The 20,089-nt window shown below is 42.6% G+C and carries 16 protein-coding genes and 1 riboswitch; of the genes, 8 read left to right on the top strand and 8 right to left on the bottom strand.

From position 1 onward, the window contains the following. Positions 1 to 32 precede the first annotated feature (32 nt). The 4 genes from DC077_RS03545 to DC077_RS03530 form a co-directional block, all read right to left on the bottom strand. A complete protein-coding gene (locus DC077_RS03545) occupies positions 33 to 1,112 on the bottom strand; it encodes a ThiF family adenylyltransferase (RefSeq protein ID WP_109200873.1) in 1,080 nt (359 codons plus the stop codon). A gap of 92 nt (positions 1,113 to 1,204) precedes the next feature. Continuing rightward, a complete protein-coding gene (locus DC077_RS03540) occupies positions 1,205 to 1,975 on the bottom strand; it encodes a thiazole synthase (protein WP_094566662.1) in 771 nt (256 codons plus the stop codon). A 1-nt stretch (position 1,976) separates the two neighbouring features. Beyond that, complete coding sequence (gene thiS / locus DC077_RS03535; RefSeq protein ID WP_239990238.1) at positions 1,977 to 2,192, bottom strand: sulfur carrier protein ThiS; 216 nt, start codon at positions 2,190 to 2,192, stop codon at positions 1,977 to 1,979. A gap of 202 nt (positions 2,193 to 2,394) precedes the next feature. Then, positions 2,395 to 3,054, bottom strand: a complete 660-nt coding sequence (locus DC077_RS03530; protein ID WP_109200874.1) for a thiamine phosphate synthase — start codon at positions 3,052 to 3,054, stop codon at positions 2,395 to 2,397. A 43-nt stretch (positions 3,055 to 3,097) separates the two neighbouring features. After that, a riboswitch (TPP riboswitch) is annotated at positions 3,098 to 3,206 on the bottom strand. Positions 3,207 to 3,581: 375 nt separating this feature from the next. On the opposite strand from DC077_RS03530, the gene DC077_RS03525 reads away from it, so the two are divergent. Beyond that, positions 3,582 to 4,679 carry an extracellular solute-binding protein gene (locus DC077_RS03525; RefSeq protein ID WP_109200875.1) on the top strand — a complete coding sequence of 366 codons (1,098 nt, stop codon included), beginning with the start codon at positions 3,582 to 3,584 and terminating at the stop codon, positions 4,677 to 4,679. A gap of 11 nt (positions 4,680 to 4,690) precedes the next feature. Then, positions 4,691 to 5,611 carry an AEC family transporter gene (locus DC077_RS03520; protein WP_109200876.1) on the top strand — a complete coding sequence of 307 codons (921 nt, stop codon included), beginning with the start codon at positions 4,691 to 4,693 and terminating at the stop codon, positions 5,609 to 5,611. A 39-nt stretch (positions 5,612 to 5,650) separates the two neighbouring features. Here the strand turns inward: DC077_RS03520 and DC077_RS03515 are convergent, their stop codons facing one another. Further along, the gene (locus DC077_RS03515) at positions 5,651 to 6,427 is read right to left on the bottom strand and encodes an AraC family transcriptional regulator (protein ID WP_109200877.1); all 777 of its coding nucleotides are present in this window, start codon (positions 6,425 to 6,427) and stop codon (positions 5,651 to 5,653) included. Between the two features lie 288 nt (positions 6,428 to 6,715). Between DC077_RS03515 and DC077_RS03510 the strand changes: the two genes are divergently transcribed. The 5 genes from DC077_RS03510 (at position 6,716) to DC077_RS03490 (ending at position 13,606) form a co-directional block, all read left to right on the top strand. Continuing rightward, positions 6,716 to 7,666, top strand: a complete 951-nt coding sequence (locus DC077_RS03510; protein WP_109200878.1) for a proline racemase family protein — start codon at positions 6,716 to 6,718, stop codon at positions 7,664 to 7,666. A gap of 117 nt (positions 7,667 to 7,783) precedes the next feature. Then, positions 7,784 to 9,043, top strand: coding sequence for an NAD(P)/FAD-dependent oxidoreductase (locus DC077_RS03505; protein WP_192875530.1), 1,260 nt, complete (start codon positions 7,784 to 7,786; stop codon positions 9,041 to 9,043). Positions 9,044 to 9,115: 72 nt separating this feature from the next. Next, positions 9,116 to 9,979, top strand: a complete 864-nt coding sequence (dapA, locus tag DC077_RS03500) for a 4-hydroxy-tetrahydrodipicolinate synthase (protein WP_109200879.1) — start codon at positions 9,116 to 9,118, stop codon at positions 9,977 to 9,979. A gap of 226 nt (positions 9,980 to 10,205) precedes the next feature. Continuing rightward, on the top strand, positions 10,206 to 11,687 hold the full coding sequence (locus tag DC077_RS03495; RefSeq protein ID WP_109200880.1) for an aldehyde dehydrogenase: 1,482 nt from the start codon (positions 10,206 to 10,208) through the stop codon (positions 11,685 to 11,687). A 365-nt stretch (positions 11,688 to 12,052) separates the two neighbouring features. Continuing rightward, complete coding sequence (locus DC077_RS03490; RefSeq protein WP_109200881.1) at positions 12,053 to 13,606, top strand: alanine/glycine:cation symporter family protein; 1,554 nt, start codon at positions 12,053 to 12,055, stop codon at positions 13,604 to 13,606. A gap of 852 nt (positions 13,607 to 14,458) precedes the next feature. Here DC077_RS03490 and DC077_RS03485 read toward each other — a convergent pair. The 3 genes from DC077_RS03485 to DC077_RS03475 form a co-directional block, all read right to left on the bottom strand. Next, a complete protein-coding gene (locus DC077_RS03485) occupies positions 14,459 to 15,583 on the bottom strand; it encodes a sodium-potassium/proton antiporter ChaA (protein WP_109200882.1) in 1,125 nt (374 codons plus the stop codon). Positions 15,584 to 15,796: 213 nt separating this feature from the next. Beyond that, positions 15,797 to 16,771: an octaprenyl diphosphate synthase gene (gene ispB, locus DC077_RS03480; RefSeq protein WP_109200883.1), complete on the bottom strand. Its 975-nt coding sequence runs from the start codon at positions 16,769 to 16,771 to the stop codon at positions 15,797 to 15,799. Between the two features lie 262 nt (positions 16,772 to 17,033). Beyond that, on the bottom strand, positions 17,034 to 17,954 hold the full coding sequence (locus DC077_RS03475) for a hypothetical protein (protein WP_109200884.1): 921 nt from the start codon (positions 17,952 to 17,954) through the stop codon (positions 17,034 to 17,036). 750 nt (positions 17,955 to 18,704) lie between these two features. Between DC077_RS03475 and DC077_RS03470 the strand changes: the two genes are divergently transcribed. Continuing rightward, the gene (locus DC077_RS03470; RefSeq protein WP_109200885.1) at positions 18,705 to 20,078 is read left to right on the top strand and encodes an APC family permease; all 1,374 of its coding nucleotides are present in this window, start codon (positions 18,705 to 18,707) and stop codon (positions 20,076 to 20,078) included. The last annotated feature ends 11 nt before the right edge of the window (positions 20,079 to 20,089 follow it).

The following is a 20,089-nucleotide window of genomic DNA, read 5'->3' as shown; positions in this document are numbered from 1 at the left end:
GTTCGGTAGTGACTTTATTGAGCTCAACACCATTAAAACGCCACAACTCTATTATAGAGTTGTAACGCCTCCTCCGTATCGATAACACCATAGACAATTCCCCGCCCATCAGCGAAGAGAATCACCCGATGTGAGGGAAGATGGATATTGAGAAAATACTCATTATATTGAGAATCAATATGGCGCTGATCAAGACGATTTTTTAGCTGCTTGAGATTGAGCGGTGCCACTTCCCGAATCATCACAGATCCATCACCACAGAGTCGCTCCGCTTCTCTTTTTTTCTGATGAAGCGCAGGATAGGTGGGATTAGGCCCGCATGTTAGGCACTCCGGATCTTTAAGGCGATGAAGGGAGATATTTTGAGGATGAAAATCCCAAAGATCGATAGAGAAGAGTGTCTCTCTAACCGCTTCGCGATCAGCAAAATATTTCATCGCTTCAGTTGTTTGGATACTAGAGATCATCTGCAATATGGGCTGAATAACCCCCACAGAACTACAGGTATCGTGGCTCTCTAATGGCAGTGTCTGCAAGAGACATCGTAAACAGGGCGCAGCCTGGTGATTCGATCGAATATCTCTCCTCTCTAAGGAGGTACTAGATTCAGGGTCAGAGTCAAAATTAAAATTATAACTCATGCCATAACTCTCTAAAGCAGAGCCGAAGATCCACGGTATCCCCTGCTTATAACAGGCATCATTGATCAACATCCGTAGTGCAAGATTATCGGTCCCATCGAGTAATAGATCATGCCCCGCTATCAAAGCTTCAATATTATCACTCGAGACATCAACAATATGGGGAGTGACCTCAATATCACAATTAATCTTAGCAAGATGCTTTTGAAGCGCGATCACTTTTGGGGTTGCATTTTCGGCATCATCCTCTGTAAAGAGAGTCTGCCGCTGTAGATTAGAGCGCTCAACAAAATCACGATCGATCAAGGTTAATCGCCCAAAGCCAGCGCGCGCTAATGTCTCAGCATGTTGTGAGCCTAATGCACCGCACCCTAAAATCACAACATTTGCACGATTAAAGGCCTTCACTCCGATCTTACCGATCTTATAAAAACGGGCTAAACGATCATAACGGGAATCGATCTCACTCATCTTCTCTCTCTATCTCTTGGGGATTATCACTCTATTGATGATTAAGCCTCACCAATTTGATGAGGCCCTTAAAATTAACGCTCATTGCAGAATTAGGAGCTGATCAATCCTGTTAAAGGACTACTAGCCGTTGCATGCCCCTTCATCGGCATACGTTTTGCTTCATACGCTAAACGTCCCGCTTTTGTTGCAAGATTCATCGCTAATGCCATCTTGATGGGATCTTCACTATAAGCGACGGCACTATTCATTAAAACGCCATCAGCACCTAGCTCCATCGCAAAAGCGACATCTTTAGGGCTTCCTAATCCCGCATCGACAATTACCGGCACCGTTGCTTGCTCAATAATATATTGCAAATTGAGTGGATTAATAATCCCCAGTCCACTACCGATCGGTGAAGCTCCCGGCATAATCGCATGGCAGCCCATCTCTTGGAGGCGTCTTGCTAAAACTACATCATCTGAGGTATAGACTAAAACAGTCATCCCCTCTTCAAGCAACATCTCTGTTGCTCGTAAGGTCTCAACAGGATCAGGGAGCAGCGTCTTAGGGCAACCGATAATCTCCACTTTCACCATATCGCAAAGCCCCGATGCATGAGCAAGTTTAGCCGTTCTTACCGCCTCTTCAGCCGTATTTGCTCCAGCGGTATTAGGAAGTAACTTATACTTTGTCAGATCAAGCGCTTCAAGAAGATCAGGCTGATTATCATCAAAAATATTCATCCGACGAACCGCAAAGGTTAAAACCTCCGACTCACTCGCTTCTACTGCACCTTTCTGCTCCTCAAATGTGCGATATTTTCCCGTTCCTAAAAAGAGTCGGGAGTTAAATTCAAATTTTCCTATTTTAAGTGTCATCCTAGCCACCACCTACGAAATGTACAATTTCAAATTGATCACCGGCAACAACAGCTGTTGTCGCGTAATCTTCCTTTTTTACAACTTCACGATTCTTCTCAACAATAAAGAACCTTCGATTCTGTAGATCGAGATGATCAATTAGCACAGCGATATTATCAATATCACGAGCAATCGCCACCTTTTCACCATTAATCACAATCTCTATATGATTCATCTATTACAGTTCCTCTATTCAATCCTTTTCTCGCTTTTGCGCTTTATCTCACTCTTCTCTCACTCTTTGCTTACCGCTTCCATTGATCTGCCTCATCCCCTTTACCTTTTACCCTTTAACCTTTAAAAGCTGATCTTCTCTATCTGACTTCTCTTATCTGATTCGCTACTACTGAGATTTCGCTCCACTAACAGAGCACACATTAACAAGAAGATCGTTCTAAGATCGCTCGTAGCGCTTGCGCCTTAAGACGCCCTCGCTCGATATCAAATAGGTGGTTAGCAACAGGAAAGAGAGCAGACATTACCGCAGCACCATCGATGTAATCGCAGATAGCGGGCAATGTATCGACATCGATCCCACCAATAGCAATCAACTGACCCTGCGGACCCTCTACTTCTTGCGCTTCGATTCTCTTTCTCGCATGAAAAGCGGCAATTAAGGGCTCGATTCCTAAGGCAGGATATTGCTTCTCACTTGTACGGAAGATATGACCTAAATAGCCATAATCATAGTGAGAAAGATTTCGCTCTACCGCTGTGACAGTATGAAAAGAGCGGCCAAACTTCATCTCTGGGAAAGCATCTTGCATACGTGCAATAGAGAGGCTCTGCTCTGTCAAATGGGTTCGAGAAATACCAAATGCTTGAGCAATATCCGCTCGATCATTAATGATCAATTTCTCAAGGGGAATCCCACGCACTAAAATCCGTTCAATCAAAAGACCTAAACTTTTTGAAGAGCGTGACTTCTCTCGAAGCTGAATATAATCCACATAAGGGGTTATCGCTTCGATCATCGATACAAGATTTTCATCTGGAATAGTAGGAATATCTCGCGTTACGGCGTGTAGTAATGTCATCTATTTTCTCCATTGCAGAGAGTCGGCACACACAGCCACGAGCGCAGTGTATTCGCCACTTTCCTCCGCTAGTATTAACTAGATCAGGTGATAAGAGTCCCGAAGTTCTACTTCAATCTCAGCTGTTTTCAACAGCACCTCTAGGGGAATAACAATCGTTTTTCAATGTTTTTTGAGTATAGAAGATCTCCGCCCTTTGAGCAAATCTCTTTTTTTAGAGCTATCATCTTTGCCCCTTTTATGCTAAAAATCAGAGTAGCAATCGCTAACATTAGGGCGATAGAGCGGCAATAAAAAAATACTGATAAAAGCATCCTTGTAAGGATATGCCTCACAAACGAGATCGCCCTTCAATTCCACTTTTAACAGCACTTCCTGCTCGCGACTATAAAGGTAAAGGTAAAGGCTTTCATCGAGCTTCAAATCAGTCCTTAATACCATTCGCCCCATTAACACCATTCATATTTTTTATACGTTTTGTACCTTTTTATACCTTTCTATACCTTTTTATTAAGGAGGAGATCTAAATGCGCGCTATTCGTCGCTTAATTACGCTAGTAGCACTCTGTGGAGTTGCTCAATTCTCAATGGCAAAAGAGCCCACAAAAGAGCTAAAAATCTATAATTGGGTCTCCTATATCGACCAAGAGTTGATCGATGAATTTACTGAGCAGACAGGGATTAGGGTGATCGCAGATGCCTTAGATAGCAATCAGACATTGCTTGCTAAAACATTAACGGGAAATTCTGGTTACGATATTGTCGTTCCCTCCGATTTTGCCGTCACCTATCTAATGGAAGCGGACCAGCTTTTAAAGCTCGATAAAGAGAAGATTCCTAACTATAAAAATATTTGGCCTTTTGCGCTAGAGAGTCTTGCGACTTTTGAAGGGATCAATGATTACGCTGTTCCTTACTTTTGGGGAACAACAGGGATAGGCTTTGATGCTGCAAAAATCCGGGAAGTTGCACCCGATGCACCCCTCGACTCCTATGCGCTGCTACTCGATCCGCAATATGCATCTCAAGTAGCGGAATGTGGAATCTATGTTCTCGATAGTCCGATCGAAACAACGCCTCTGATCAATATGTATCTCGGCATCGATCCAGAATCGACAGATAAAAAGGATCTTGAAAAAGTTCAAGCCACATTAGAGAGCATTCGCCCCTATGTGAAAAAATTCCACTCCTCAGAATATATTAGTGCAATCGCTAACGGTGATGCTTGTCTAGCAGTCGGTTGGTCCGGTGACTTCTTTATCGCTAAAAATGCAGCCGATGAGATGGGCAGAGAGAATGATATTCAATATATTCTTCCCAAAGAGGGCACTATTGTCTGGTTTGATGAGATGGTGATTCTTAAAGATGCAAAAAATGTGGATGAAGCATATCAATTTATTAACTTTATGTTAGATGCTCAAATTAGTGCTCGCGCGACAAATAAGATTATGTTCCCAACGGCGAATGAAGCTGCATTTGCCTATATTGAGCCTGAGCTACGAAATAATCCCATTATCTTCCCCTCTGAAGAGGCCTTAAAAAATGTTCATATTAAACGCCCTTACGATCTCCGCCAGCAGAAAGCATTGACTCGTATGTGGATTAAGATGAAAAGCGGACAATAAAGGCGCTAGAAATGTTTGCAACACTCTTATCGGTTATTCCTATCTTTGGCTTGGTTATGACGGGCTTTATCGCAAAACGGCTCCTGCCTAGCCATGAGTTATGGAAAGGGATTGAAGCATTGGTCTACTACCTCTTCTTCCCGATATTGCTGATTTTAGAGATCTCAAAAGCAAACTTCTCTGAACCTGGATTGATAGAAGCGTTGTTTGCAACATTTATGGCAACGCTTCTTATCGCGCTTCTCCTCTTTCCTATTAAACAACTTTTTAAGATCGAAAATCGACTCTTTACCTCTATCTTCCAAGGAGGAACGCGCTATAACTCCTATGTCTTCCTAGCGCTCTCACAATCGCTCTTTGGCAGTGCCGGAATTATTATCGCCGGCGTCTTTATGGCCTATATGATTATCACCATCAATATCCTCTGTATTGCGGTTCTCAATCTCTATGGGAGTCACCAAAATGGTAAAAAGAGTCTTGGTGGAATCTTTATCGCATTGCTGAAAAACCCTCTGATTATCGGCGTTTTGATCGGGATAGTTGCCAATCTCTTACAGATTGAATTAACAGGCCCCCTCAAACAGTGGATGCTCTATTTGGGAAATAGTGCAACACCGCTGAGCCTCATGTCGGTAGGCGCAGGACTGATTATGATGATGGATGCCGGCAAGATGAAGGCGATTACGTTTGCCATTGCCGTTAAATTACTTCTGATGCCGGCAATAACGCTTCTGCTCTTACAGCTTCTCAATGTTGATGGGGTTACAGCGGGCATCGCGCTCCTCTTTGCAACAATGCCCTCTGCAGGAAATGCTTATATTCTCTCGCGACAAATGGGTGGCGACTCCGAAGCGATGGCCTCAATAATCACCTGGAGTACGCTCTTTTCTATCATCACCATTCCCCTGATTATGAGCCTCATTATTCAATGATTAATTTCGACATTATCCTTCGATAACCGCCCTTCGAACTTAAGAGACTAAAGCAAGCTTAAATTCTGTCGGAGTCATATTGGTAATCTCCTTAAATTTACGACTAAATGCACTATGATCGATATAACCACACTGCATAGAGACCTCCGTAATAGAGAGATCCTGCGCAAGAAGATCGATCGCATGCTCAAAGCGCTTCTTCTGAATCAGTTGTAGCGGCGTCATCAGAAAGATCTCCCGAAACTGCCGATTCAATTGGGAAACAGAGAGATGGGCAATCTCTGCTAACTCCTGCGTCGTAATCTGCGTAAAAAAGTTCTCACTCACATAATCGAGAACTCGATTGAGCCGCACATTAAGATCAGTTCGCACAAGCTTATCATCCTGAAGATCGACCGATATTCCCACAATACCCACGACATGAAGATGAATATCGGTAATGGGTATTTTTGTCGTCATACACCAGCCCATCGAGCCATTATTATAGGTATGGAGTTCTAGTCGATTCAAAATATGTCTACCTGTCTCAATCACCTTAAAATCTTGCGCTTCATAGAGCGAACCAAATTGACTTTGGAAGACATCGGTCGAGGTGCGTCCAATAATCTCTGTTAATGACTTCATGCCACTTCGCTCTAAAAAATAGTTATTCACTAGCTGATAACGCGCAGCACGATCTTTGACAAAAAAGGTGATATTTGACATCGAATTGATCAGCGGCATAATCAATTGTATATGTTTTGTAAACTCCTCTAAACTGCTCACTAAAAAAGCCTGCTGGCCTTGATACTTTTCCAAAAAATTTTGTATCAACATGAAGTTCCTCCTTTGGGTAACCAGTGATTGATCGCGGGCACTTTCTCTTTTTTATTCTCATTTTTATCGTTTTTATCGGTGCAATATTTTTTTAGAATCGATCTTTCTCTATTTCAAAGAGATCCTCTCATCTCACCTATTTAAGATTTTCATAGTGCTTTTCATAGTGCTTTTCATTGTGCTAATTAGCGCATCACTTTGATCAAAACATATCAAGAAACCTCAGGATAAATCAAGCAGACTAAATATTAAGCACCACAAATCGATGGCGTAGAGGAGAAATAGAGAATGCATCATTCATCACTTCAAAGAATAAAAGTCTTAGATTCACACACTGGCGGCGAACCGACCCGTCTTGTTTTAGAAGGATTTCCAGATCTTGGCGCAGGCTCGATGGCAGAGCGCCTTCAAATTTTAAAAAACCAGTTTGATCACTTCCGTCAGGCGGTCATCTTAGAGCCGCGAGGCAATGATGTGCTTGTGGGTGCCCTCCTCTGTTCACCAACAAATCCAGAAGCAACCGCCGGAGTGATCTTTTTTAATAATAAGGGCTATCTCGGGATGTGTGGTCATGGCACCATCGGCTTGATGGCCTCCCTTCTCTATCTACAGAGCGCTAAAGCTGGCGAGCATCTTATCGAAACACCCGTTGGCGATATTCGCACAACACTCCATGAAGATGGCTCTGTGAGCTTAAAGAATGTCCCCGCTTATCGCTACAAGAAAGCAGTGAGTGTCGATGTTCCTGAGTTAGGGATTGTCACCGGCGATATCGCTTGGGGCGGCAATTGGTTCTTCCTTGTGAATCAACACTTTTGCGATATTGAGCTCAAAAATGCTGCGCAATTGAGTGATGTTACTTTAAAAATTATGGCCGCACTTAAAGTTGCCGGCATCACCGGGGCTAATAATGAAGAGATCGACCATATTGAACTCTTTCAACCGACACCCACGGCAGATAGCCGCAGTTTTGTAATGTGCCCAGGTGGCGCTTATGATCGATCCCCTTGTGGAACAGGAACGAGTGCTAAGATCGCAACATTGGCTGAAGATAATTTATTAGCGGAAGGAGAATTGTGGATACAAGAGAGCGTGATCGGTAGTCAATTTCAAGCGAGCTATCAACGAGAGGGCGAGAAGATTATTCCCACAATTCGAGGACGCGCCTATATCTCCGGAGAGAGTACCCTTCTTCTCGATCCTGAAGATCCATTCCGTTACGGCATCGCCCCTCTCTAGTCGCAATCTTCAATAGAGCAATCTCTAATAGAAGTATTAACAAAATAGAGCTAACTAAAAATATACCCAACTAAAAACCCTTCGGTCCATCATCTTTCAAGAGGAGCAGAGATCTTTATGGCAGGAATAGAGAGACAAGTGGAGAGACAGATGATTGTTGTCGGTGGCGGCCTAATCGGATTGATGATCGCCCTGAAACTCCAAAAAGCGGGCATCGATACCCTTTTACTGGAAAAAGAAGAGGTAGGACGGGGTGCTTCTTGGGGCAATGCAGGACATATTGCCACCGAGCAGGTCTATCCTGTTGCCGATCCTTCGATGCTAAAATCGCTGCCGAAGATGTTACTCGATCCTCTCGGGCCACTTCGTATTGATTGGCGCTATCTACCACAGCTGATGCCTTGGGGAATCAAGCTTCTCAATAATATGCGGTCAGCACCCTTTGAGCGAATTCATCAGACACTCAAAAAATTGAATGAAGCGGCACTTCCCTCTTGGGAAAATTTTAAAACAGAGTGGGATCTTCACCCTTGGGTCAAAATTGAAGGATCACTTCTTGTCGCTGAAGAGCATCGCTCTTTAGAGCAACTTCAACAACATGGAGAGAAGCTCAACCAGATCGGTATTCGTAATCAATTTCTCCCACAAACTGCGCTACTAAAAAAGAGTCCGGCATTAGCAGACTCTCAACTAGGCGGATTACTCTTTCCCGATACGGGGCATATTGTCGACCTCTCAGCAATGATTGAGCATCTGTTAACACAGTTTCAAGAATTAGGGGGCGAGGTGATTGAAAACTTTGAGGTCAAATCACTGCAAAAAGAGACTTCTCACAAAATAGAGGTGACCGGCAATGGGCAAGTTTTTACCGCGGAGAGTATTGTCTTAGCAACGGGAGCATTCTCAAAGCCATTTGCGAAAGCGCTAACCGGCTTCAACCTCCCCTTAGAGACTGAACGTGGCTACCACCTGATGTTGCCGCATGAAAAGGGTCGCCTTACGATTCCAGTCTCAAGTCTCGATCGTAAATTTATTATGACCCCAATGAATCAGGGTTTAAGACTTGCTGGCACAGTGGAGTATGGCGGATTGAAACTTCCACCCGATATGCGCCGCGCACAAAATTTTCTCCCATTAGCAGCACCGATGTTAAGGGAGCCCTTAAATAAGAGTGATGCCACAGAATGGATGGGCTTTCGCCCGACGATGGCAGATTCACTCCCTGTTATCGATCGTGTTGACAACTGCTACTACGCCTTTGGCCATCAACATTTAGGTATTACCCATGCCACCTTAACGGCAGAGATCATTACGGCACTCTATCTCAAGCAATCCCCGCCGATCGATTGCCAACCCTTTGCAATCGATCGTTTTTAATAACTTTAATAACTTTAATAACAATTAAAGATCAGAAAACTGATTAATAGACCAATCATAGGAGATTGAATAATGAAATTACATGGTATCTACGTTCCTTTAGTCACCCCTTTTAAAGAAGATGGTTCCCTCGATATTGCAACTTTAGAGCAGTTAACAGAACAATTTATCGCAAAAGGGGTTGCAGGTCTTGTCGCTTGTGGCACAACGGGAGAGTATTACACCTTAACAGAGGAAGAGAGAGCGGCGGTATTATCCACTGTCGCGAAAGTTGCTAAGGGGCGCGTAACACTCATCGCAGGCATCAATGATCTTTCAACTGCCGGCACTGTAAAGCGAGCAAAAGAGGCAGCTGCATTGGGATATGAAGCATTTATGTTAGCGCCGCCTGCCTATAGCTTACCGGATCAAGCCGGTTTAATTGCCCATTATGAAACAGTTGCCGCCGCCACTGATATCCCTATCATTATGTATAACTTCCCGGCTCGTGTTGGAATTGAGATCGAATATGAGAGCGTTCTCCATCTTGCGAAAAATCCAAAAATTATCGGCCTTAAGGAGAGTAGCGGTGATTTTAGCCGAGCGCTTCGCTTACTTCAGACCCCTTTTGAAGATTTTGAGATTGTCTGTGGTTGTGATGATCAGCCGGTTGACTTCTTCTTCTGGGGTTCTCAAAGCTGGATCGCCGGTGCGGGGAATGTCTTCCCTGAAGAGCAGGTTGCACTCTTTAATGCCACACAGAAAGGGGATTGGGATCTTGCACGCAATATTATGAAAGAGATCTACCCCGCGATCCATTCAATGGAGTCAGGCAACTATAATCAGAAAGCAAAATTGGGCTGTCTAAAAGCAACACTCTCTGTTGGAAAAGTAAGACTCCCCTTATCTGATCTCTCTGATGAGGAGCGCGATGCCTTCTTAGCATTCTTCCGCTAAAAGGAGCAGATACAAAAGGGAGAAAATGATGAGTAATCAAACAGGATCGATGCGATTTTCCATTGATTATTGTCGAAGATCTCATGATACTAATTCTCCCTTTTTTCTGAAACGCTTCACTTTTAACAAGATAAGAGCGAAACGTACGACAGAAGAAAATAGTGAATCACAAATCGTGAATCGTGAGTCGCAAATAGAGATTCAGATAAATTTAAGGAGAATATTGATGATTAGAAAAAAAGAAGAGATCTTTGAGCAAGCCCAAAAAGGCGCGCTTATTGCGCAAAATAGAATTGCCGGTCATCCACTTAATAACGCCGTTTTGGAGAATATCTCTCCGATAGATAAAAATATCATTGGCACCATTACTGATGGCGATGCCAACGATATCGATGCAGCCGTCAAGGTTGCAAGAAGCACCTTTGAATCGGGAATCTGGAGTAAAAAATCTCCGGCAGAGCGTAAAGAGGTGATGTTACGATTTTGCGATCTACTTGAAAAGCATCAAGAGGAACTTGCTGCACTCGATGCGGTTGATGCCGGTAAGCCCATTACAGAGTGTCTCAACACCGATATGCCAGCAACGATTGAGACTTTCCGCTGGTATGCTGAAGCAATCGATAAACTCTTTGGAAAAGTCGCCCCTACAGATAGCGATACGTTAGGACTTATTGTTAGAGAACCGATCGGCGTTGTCGGTGCAGTATTACCATGGAACTTCCCGGCGCAGATGTTTGCTTGGAAAGTGGCGCCGGCATTAACTGCTGGAAATTCTGTCATTGTAAAACCTGCAGAATTGACCTCACTCAGTGCTTTTAGAATGGTTGAACTTGCATATGAAGCAGGCATCCCGGAGGGGGCTTTGAGTCTTGTTCTAGGATTAGGAGAAAAGGTTGGTGAGGCGCTCGGTCGCCATATGGATGTTGATGTGGTCTCCTTTACGGGATCAACCGAAGTGGGCCGTTACTTTCTAAAATACTCTGCTGAGAGCAACCTCAAAGAGATCATCTTAGAATGTGGTGGAAAAAGCCCTCAAATTCTCTTTGAAGATGCCGATATTGATGCCGCGATTCCCCATATTCTCGCCTCAGCCTTTTGGAATATGAGTGAGAACTGTAGCTGTGGCTCTCGCCTACTTCTTCATGAATCGATTAAAGAGGAGGTTTTAGAAAAGTTAGTTGCGGCACTCTCTGAATGGAAAGTAGGAAATCCTTTAGATCCTTCTGTCTCTATCGGGCCGATGATCGAAGAGGCGCACTTTAACAAAGTCAAATCCTTTATCGATATCACGCTAAAAGAGGGAGGCAACCTCGTTGCCGGCGGTAAAATCCATTCCGACTTAGGCAGTGGTTGGTATGTTGAACCGACAATTTTTGATAATGTTCGCTCCGATATGACCCTCTTTCAAAATGAGGTCTTTGGTCCTGTTCTTGCCGTTGTGAGCTTCCAATCAGATGAAGAGGCGATCACGCTCGCAAATGACTCTCACTATGGTTTAGCTGCCTCTTTCTATACCCAAAATATCAAGCGAGCTTTCCATGTTGCTGCCGCGATTAAAGCAGGAACCATCTCAGTCAATGGCTTTAGTGAGGGGGATATTACTACACCTTTCGGAGGTTTTAAACAATCAGGTTTTGGCGGTAAAGATAATGGCTTAGAAGCCTTTGAACAATATACCGCACAGAAAGTGATCTGGTATATGCATTAATCACTGTCCATTAATCAGTATCCATTAATCAGTGCCACTGTAATAACTAACATAACGGGCATAACTGGCATAACTGTAATAACAGAAGAGAGGGAGAGGGAGAAGGTCTCCCTTGCCCCTCTTCCCTATTACTACTTTAGCAATTAACGATAAATCAACTAAAAATCATCAATCCCAATCAGCAATTCAAGTCAGCAATTCAAATCATCGATACGTTACTGTATCGAATATCTAAGAATTACTACCAAACAAAAAAACATTTCGACCCTATCGATCACTATAAAAATAGAAAAAATAGAGATTCAAATCATTAAATAAGATCGATCATCAATAAAAATAGGGCGATATCATCGGAGGATAAAACTATGCAAAGCATCGTTGATACATTGGTAGGCTATATCTGGGGAAATGCACTTGTTGCACTCTCTCTCGGAGCTGGTCTCTATTTCACAATTATCACTCGAGGAGTTCAATTTCGTTATCTGATCGAGATGATCAAACTTCTTAAAGAGGGAAAAAGCTCTCAAGAAGGGATCTCTTCATTTCAGGCCTTCTGTCTAGCGCTCTCAAGTCGAGTAGGTGTCGGTAATATTGCCGGCGTTGCCACTGCAATCGCTGCCGGTGGTCCAGGCGCAATCTTCTGGATGGCAGTAATGGGGCTATTAGGTGGCGCAAGCGCTTTTGCCGAATCAACCCTTTCACAGATCTATAAACAGAAAGTAGATGGGCAATATCGTGGTGGCGCACCCTACTACATTGAGCGAGGTCTTGGCTGGAAACCTTTTGCTATTTTAATGGCGGTCGTGATCTGTATCTCATATGGTTTCTTAGTGCCGGGAATCCAATCAAATACTATTGCCGATTCTTTTAATACTGCATTTAATATCCCGCCCGTTTTAACAGGCATTGTTATAACTATCGCAATGGCTTATCTCATCTTTGGGGGTGTTAAACGTATTGCGAATTATGCCGATAAGATTATTCCCATCATGGCGCTTCTCTATATCATCTTAATGTTTGTGATCTTAGGGGCGAATATTACACAAGTCCCGGCGATGTTTAAACTGATTATCTCGAGTGCATTTGGGATGGATGCGATCTTTGGGGGTATTGTGGGCTTAGCGGTTGCTTGGGGTGTAAGGCGCGCGGTCTTCTCAAGTATGGCTGGTGCCGGAGAGGCAACTTTTAGCTCAGCCGCAGCTGAAGTGAGTCATCCTGTTAAACAGGGATTAATTCAAGGGTTTTCAATCTATATCGATACCGTCATTGTCTGTGTTGCAACAGGATTAATGATCTTAATTACCGGCATGTATAATGTCATACCTCCCGGCGGTGAAGCTCTCGTTGAGAATATCCCCGGTATCAGAGCAGGAAGTGCTTGGTCTCAAATGGCGGTATCAAGTGTCTTTCCTAATGCCGGCGCTGGATTTGTCGCAATTGCAATCTTCCTCTTCGCCTTTACCACATTAATGGCCTACTACTATATTGCCGAGACGGCGATGATCTTCTTAGATCGTAAGATTAAATATCCCCTTTTAACACTCTTATTAAAATTTATCTTCCTTCTCACAATGTTCTTCGGCAGTATTGAATCGGTCGATTTAATGTGGGGATTTGGAGATATTGGCTTCGGTAGTATGAGTTACCTCAATCTTGTGGGAATTATCCTTCTCTCAAAACCACTCTATCGCACCTTTAAAGATTATGAGCGCCAAAAGCGGGAAGGAAAAGACCCCATCTTTAATCCTGATATTGCCGGCGTTAAGAATGCAGATCTATGGCGTGAAATCAGTAAAAAGTATGAGGAAGGCAATACCTACAATGGTGGCTCAAAACCTCATACGATTGCTGATCGATTAGAAGACCGTTACAAACATGAGGCACCCATTAGGAGAAAACCCCTTCCATCAGATCTTTAAAGAGCATTTAACAAATAGATGAAATCTATTTAAAAATCAGTAGAAAACAGAAAAGTAGAGCGTTACGGAATCATAACCGCAACGCTCTTTTTAATTTATCAAATATAGCTCCCCTCCTCTCAACAATGAAAACAGCAATCTGCCGGCATGCTCCCGGCGATGAAGGATCTTTTATTTGTATCAACAGAAGCTGACTCATAGCGGGAGGGAATGCTTGCAACACCAGAAAGATCACGCGCCCGCAGATGAGCGATCGTTTAATCCCTCAACTTTAATCCCTCAACTTTAATCTCTCAACCATTACTCTGATAATCTCGGCATTAAAATGCCGATCTGCCAGCATGCTTCCCGGCGATGAAGGATCTTTTATTTGTATCAACAGAAGCTGACTCATGGCGGGAGGGAATGCTTGCAACACCAGAAAGATCACGCGCCCGCAGATGAGCGATCGTTTAATCCCTCAACTTTAATCTCTCAACCATTACTCTGATAATCTCGACATTAAAATGCCGATCTGCCGGCATGCTTCCCGGCGATGAAGGATCTTTCATTTGTATCAACAGAAGCTGACTCATAGCGGGAGGGAATGCTTGCAACACCAGAAAGATCACGCTCTCGCAGATGAGCGATCGTTTAATCTCTCAACTTTAATCTCTCAACCATTACTCTGATAATCTCGACATTAAAATGCCGATCTGCCGGCATGCGATTATTAAAAGAGCATGATCGTTCTCTCCGGCAGCACTCAAATCTTCTTACTTCAGATAGCAAAAAGGCACCTTCAATTGATGATGCCTTTCCATATTCCTAACTCTCTACTCTATAGAGCGGGATCGATTTGAACATTGTTCTCTATTCACCGCCTAATAGCAACATTAAAAATGCGCCAAAAATGACAAGATGAGCAACACCATCCACCTTATTGGTTCGGCCACTATCAAATGTTGCCTGGCAGAGTACAAATAGTCCCGCTAATAGCACAACATCGGTAATGGGCAGACCTAAAATAATCTGATGCCCTGTTAAGAGAGAGATAATAACAACCGCAGGAACGGTTAGAGAGATTGTTGCTAAAACAGAACCGAAATACATATTAACTGCGCGTTGTAACTTATTATTCAAGACTGCTCGCATCGCCCCTAATCCTTCCGGCGCAAAGATCAAAATCGCGACAATCAACCCTGTTAAAGCTTTCGGCGCATTGAGATTATCAAGCAAAGATTCTAAAGGAGCTGAATCTACCTTAGTAATCGCAACCACCGAGATCAGATGAATCACCAACCAGATACCATGCCAAAGATTGGAATGTGGAGAGGGAATCCCTTCATGATTCTCATCCTGATCTTCATGATCATAGATAAAGAGGCTCTGATGAGTTCTTGTCTGAATCACAAGGAAAACAGCGTAAAGAACAGCTGAAAGAAATGCTACAACAATTAATTGTCCTTTGCTAAAGGTTCCACCCGGCATAAAGCTTGGTAGAATCAAAACCACTAGAACCAGTGGGATAATCGCTGTTGTATATTGCGTCACCCCACCTAAATTGACATGTTGTGTCTTAAACTTTCGCCCCCCTAAAAGTAGCGAAATCCCCACAAAACCACTAATTACTAACATAATCAATGAATAGAGCGTATCTCGCATCAATGTGGCATAAGGATCGACCCCATTCTCCCCAACACCAGGGCTTGATGACATCACCGCCGTAATTAAGCTTACCTCTAAGATCACAACTGAAAGACTCAAGATCAACGAACCATAAGGTTCTCCTAAGCGATGGGCAAAGATATCTGCATGACGCACCACACTAAAAGCACTATAGAGAATAGCCACTAATGAGATGAGATTAATTAAGATCAAAAAGGGGGTGGATTTCGTACTTCCAAAAAAGAGATCAAATGCAATGACGATAATTGCCAATAGGAGCGCATACTCCTTATGCCGCGTTCCTCTCTTTTCACTCACTACTTCACTCATCTGCAACTCCTCTTGTTAACTGTTATCGATATAACCCATTATTCCATTATCTCACTTTATAAATTGAGACGTTAAAAAATAGCGACGATAATAGAAGCAATAAAAAACAATAAAAAACAATAAAAAAGACAATAAGAAGACAATAAGAAGACAATAAAAAAAGGATGTTGCCATCCTTTCTTCAACTTCGATCACTCTTGATAAAGACGCTCTCTAAAATTTCCGCTCTACAGCATAATTTGCCAATGTTTTCAGCGCTTCTTTATAAGGAGATTCCGGTAGACGGCGCAATGCTTCAATCGCAAGTTTTGCTTGCGCAACTGCTACTTGATGTGTGTAATCGAGCGATTTTGTCTTCTCAATCACCGCTAAAATAGCATCTAATTTTGAGATATCGGCGTTGACAAGTGCATCTTGAATTAAGGCTGCATCTTCTTCCGTCCCTGCACGCATCGCATAGATCAAGGGGAGCGTCGGTTTTCCTTCTGCAAGATCATCCCCGGTATTTTTACCCATCTCTGCAGCCGTTGCGGTGTAGTCTAAGATATCATCAATCAATTGAAACGCTGTCCCTAGATACATGCCGTAAGTTGCCAGCTCTTTTTCAAAATCATCGCCTCCCGCTTCTCGCGTTAGGATTCCGGCAACTGCCCCGGCAGCTTCAAAAAGACGCGCTGTCTTAGAGTAGATGACATTCATATAATTCTCTTCGGTGGTATCGGGATCACCAATATTCATCAACTGCATCACCTCCCCTTCTGCAATCACATTTGTCGCATCAGAGAGAATCCGCATAATAGGCATCGAATCGAGACTGACCATCATCTGGAAAGAGCGAGTATAGATAAAGTCGCCTACAAGGACCGCTGCCTCATTTCCCCACAACTCATTAGCGGTCTCTCGACCGCGACGCATATCGGAGTGATCAACGACATCATCATGAAGAAGCGTTGCCGTATGAATAAATTCAATCAAGGCAGCCGCAGTGATATGCCCTTCTCCCTCATATCCCGCAGCACGCGCAGCAAGAAGCGTAATCAAGGGCCGTAAACGTTTGCCGCCAGATGAGACAATATATTGTCCGACTTGATTGATCAGGACGACATCTGAATGAAGCGCCGTTAATATCTTCTGATTAACAGCGGTAAAATCTCTCTTTGCAAGCGCTTGAACAGCTTCTATTGACATTGCGTAACTACCTTAGTTATTAAAAATGAATAGCATAAATATAAATTGATCATCCCAAAATAGAGGTATATCGCTGAGAATAATCATACTCTAAAAGGATGCTTAATCTCTCTATTATAAGGGTTATTGAGGATAATGGTAATCTCTTCTTATGATCTCTCCCTAAGAGATGCTCAAGCGTTATATCGGGCTTTCTATTAGCCTTTCTATTAGGCTTTCTATTGGGCTCTCTCCTAAAAGAGGGCCCTTATCGTTTTAGGGCTCAATTGACCTGATAAAGTGCGGCATCCGGGCGATATTGAAAACGAATTTTAGGAAGATAATCCCGATTAATACTCATCACCTGATGACAGATACGTCCATGAAAGCGGTAGTCACTCTCATAACATTGATCAACGCGCCAGAGTGCTGGCATCGATTGCTGCAGTGATTGAAGCTCTAAAAGATAACCTTCTCGCTCTTGTAGAAGATGCTGATATTTCTCATCGGCCGCTAACTGCTTCTCCACATAAGATTTTAAGTTCTCGACCTCATCACCTATCTCAGGCATCTCCTTTAAGCGCTTTCGACTCTCCTCTTCCTGCTTTTTATAATGGAGAGCAAGAGCTTCATCGATTGTTTTAAGATCCTTATCAAGCGCTAAATTCTTCTGCAATTGGGTCTCATATTCACTGATTAGATTTTTAATCCGTTTGTCGAGCGTCTTATCATTGAGTGCAAAGCGCGAGCCATCTTGATGTGTATAGATTCCGGGAAGATGCTCAACACTATTAGCAAAAAGTGCTTGGTGAGAGAGATATTGATCCTTTTTGTCACCTGCAAAACGGGGGAGCGTCTCCATCTCTATTAACCAGTTTTGATCATCACCTTCTTGCGCGACAACAATCGCATCAAAACTATTCTTCTCATCCCCATTTAAGGGCGTATAGATCTTAATATTGCCAAACGTTGTCAAAAACTGATAACGACCATCTCGATACTTAAATGTTCCATTGATATCGTAGAGTGAACGCTGCTCATCAATCGGGGAGACCGTCTTAATATGGCTACTGATAATCTCAATCCCCGAAGAGGGATCACGTAAAGTCTGAAGATCAGCTAAATCAGGCCCCGCTGGCTGACAAGCTGCTAGTAAAAATGTACTTCCTAACAGTAAAGCAATCTTATTCCAGTGTCGATTCATCTCATATGACTCCTCTTTCGCTTAAAATTATCGATTATGAGTGAATCATATTAACGTAAAACGCTTTTAAGAATCACTTCTTTCTCTAGATCTTTCTCGAAAAAAATGACTTTAGATCCCAATAAGTCGTCCATCAAAAGAGAAAAAAGAAGAAAACTCTTAAAGAAATGCACATTAAATAATCAAAATTTGTGCATTATTGTAACAAGATAAGTTTCCCATAAACCCACGGTCCCTATAAAAGATAACTTTGCGATAACGATCATAATTGCTATAAGTTAATATTTAATAAAATTTTTTAACAAAAATTAAATATCAATATCTGTAATTATTGATTGAAATCAATATAAAGGTATGTATAAATAAGGTTGCATGTAACACGCTATAAGGAAATATTAATCACGAGATAATATATAAAATCATAAAAGAAGATTAAAAAGAAGATTGAACCAAATCAAAAGCATGCTAATCAATCTATTATCGATCATTCAATCAACATTGTAGAGGGAGAGTAGTGCTGTCTAAAAAGTCGTAAAAAATAGAATTATCAAAATTCATATAAACAAAATCTGAATAGAACATTGAATAGAACATAAATAAAATATAAAAAATTTAAGTAATCAGTTTATCAAGATTGAAAATGAAAATATAAAAATAGACCTGTTGCTCAATAAATCCACCACGTCTCCCAACAACTAATAAAAGGTGGATTATTGAAACGCGCAGGAACAAAGCTCAAAGGAGAAGTTTATGAGTAAAAAGATATCATCTATCGATGTCTTATTTTTAGCCATGGGCGCAATGCTAGGCTGGGGTTGGGTCATTTTATCAGGAGAATGGGTGGCAACTGCAGGGTTTCTTGGCGCCTCTATCGCTTTCTCGGCTGGTGGATTGTTAATTATTTTAATCGGTTTAACTTATGCCGAACTAGCAACCGCAATTCCTGAAACCGGAGGAGGCATTGCCTTTGTTCAACGTGCGTTTAATATGCCTTTAGCCTTTCTCGCTGGCTGGTCGGTTCTATTTGGCTATATGTCTGTAATTGCCTTTGAGGCCGTTGCACTCCCCACTGTTATTGACTATATATCACCACTAAACCACCACATTCACCTCTGGAATATTGCCGGCTCAGATGTCTACCTTACCTGGGCCTTGATAGGATCATTTGGTGCGCTCTTACTTGGCGCGCTAAACTATCGGGGGATAAAATCTGCAACGATTTTACAAACCGTCTTTACAATCGCCATTGTCGGCGTGGGTTTCCTCTTAATTATTGGCGCAGGCTACAATGGAGACTCTGAAAACCTTAAACCCTATTTTAGTGGTGGGTTTGATGGTCTTATGCAAGTTCTTATTATGGTTCCCTTTATGTTTGTCGGATTTGACGTCATTCCACAGATTGCGTCAGAAGTAAAAGCAACTAAGTCGATTGGGAAAATTTTAATTATCTCCATTCTCTCCGCCTTAGTCTTTTACGTTCTAATTATTTATGGTGTCTCTATTGGTCTTCCTCATAGCGAGCTTTTAACTTCCAAATTAGCAACAGCCGATGCGATGAGTAATCTATTTGATAGCCCGCTATTAGGAAAAGTGCTTGTTGTTGGAGGAATTGCGGGAATTATTACTAGCTGGAATGCTTTCGTGATCGGAGGTAGTCGTATTATGTATGCAATGGCCATTCGAGGAATGCTACCCCAATGGTTTGCTAAGATGCATCCCAAATTTCATACACCATCTAATGCCATTATCTTTTTAACGGCACTTGCGTTCCTCGCACCTCTTCTTGGCCGACAGGCATTAAACTGGCTTGTTAATGCAGGTAGTATCGGCATTGTTTTGGGCTACCTTATTGTCACACTTGCTTTCTTGCAGCTACGAAAATTGGAGCCTAATCTTGAGAGGCCTTATGCGGTCAAATACCCCAAAACAATTGGTTGGATTGCAGTTTTACTCAGTATTGGCTTTCTTTCCCTCTACCTTCCAGGAATGCCGGCAGAATTAAATTTCCCCATTGAGTGGAGCCTTGTTTTAGGTTGGTATCTCATTGGTGCATACTTCCTTCTAGGTCACTCAAAAGGTAAATACCATCAAAAAAGTTTTTTAAGCGAAGTAAAATCAAGATAACGCTTAAAAAT

It is taken from the genome of Ignatzschineria cameli (assembly GCF_003121895.1).
Classification (GTDB): Bacteria; Pseudomonadota; Gammaproteobacteria; order Cardiobacteriales; family Wohlfahrtiimonadaceae; genus Ignatzschineria; species Ignatzschineria cameli.
This window is presented reverse-complemented; position numbering and strand designations above follow the sequence as displayed.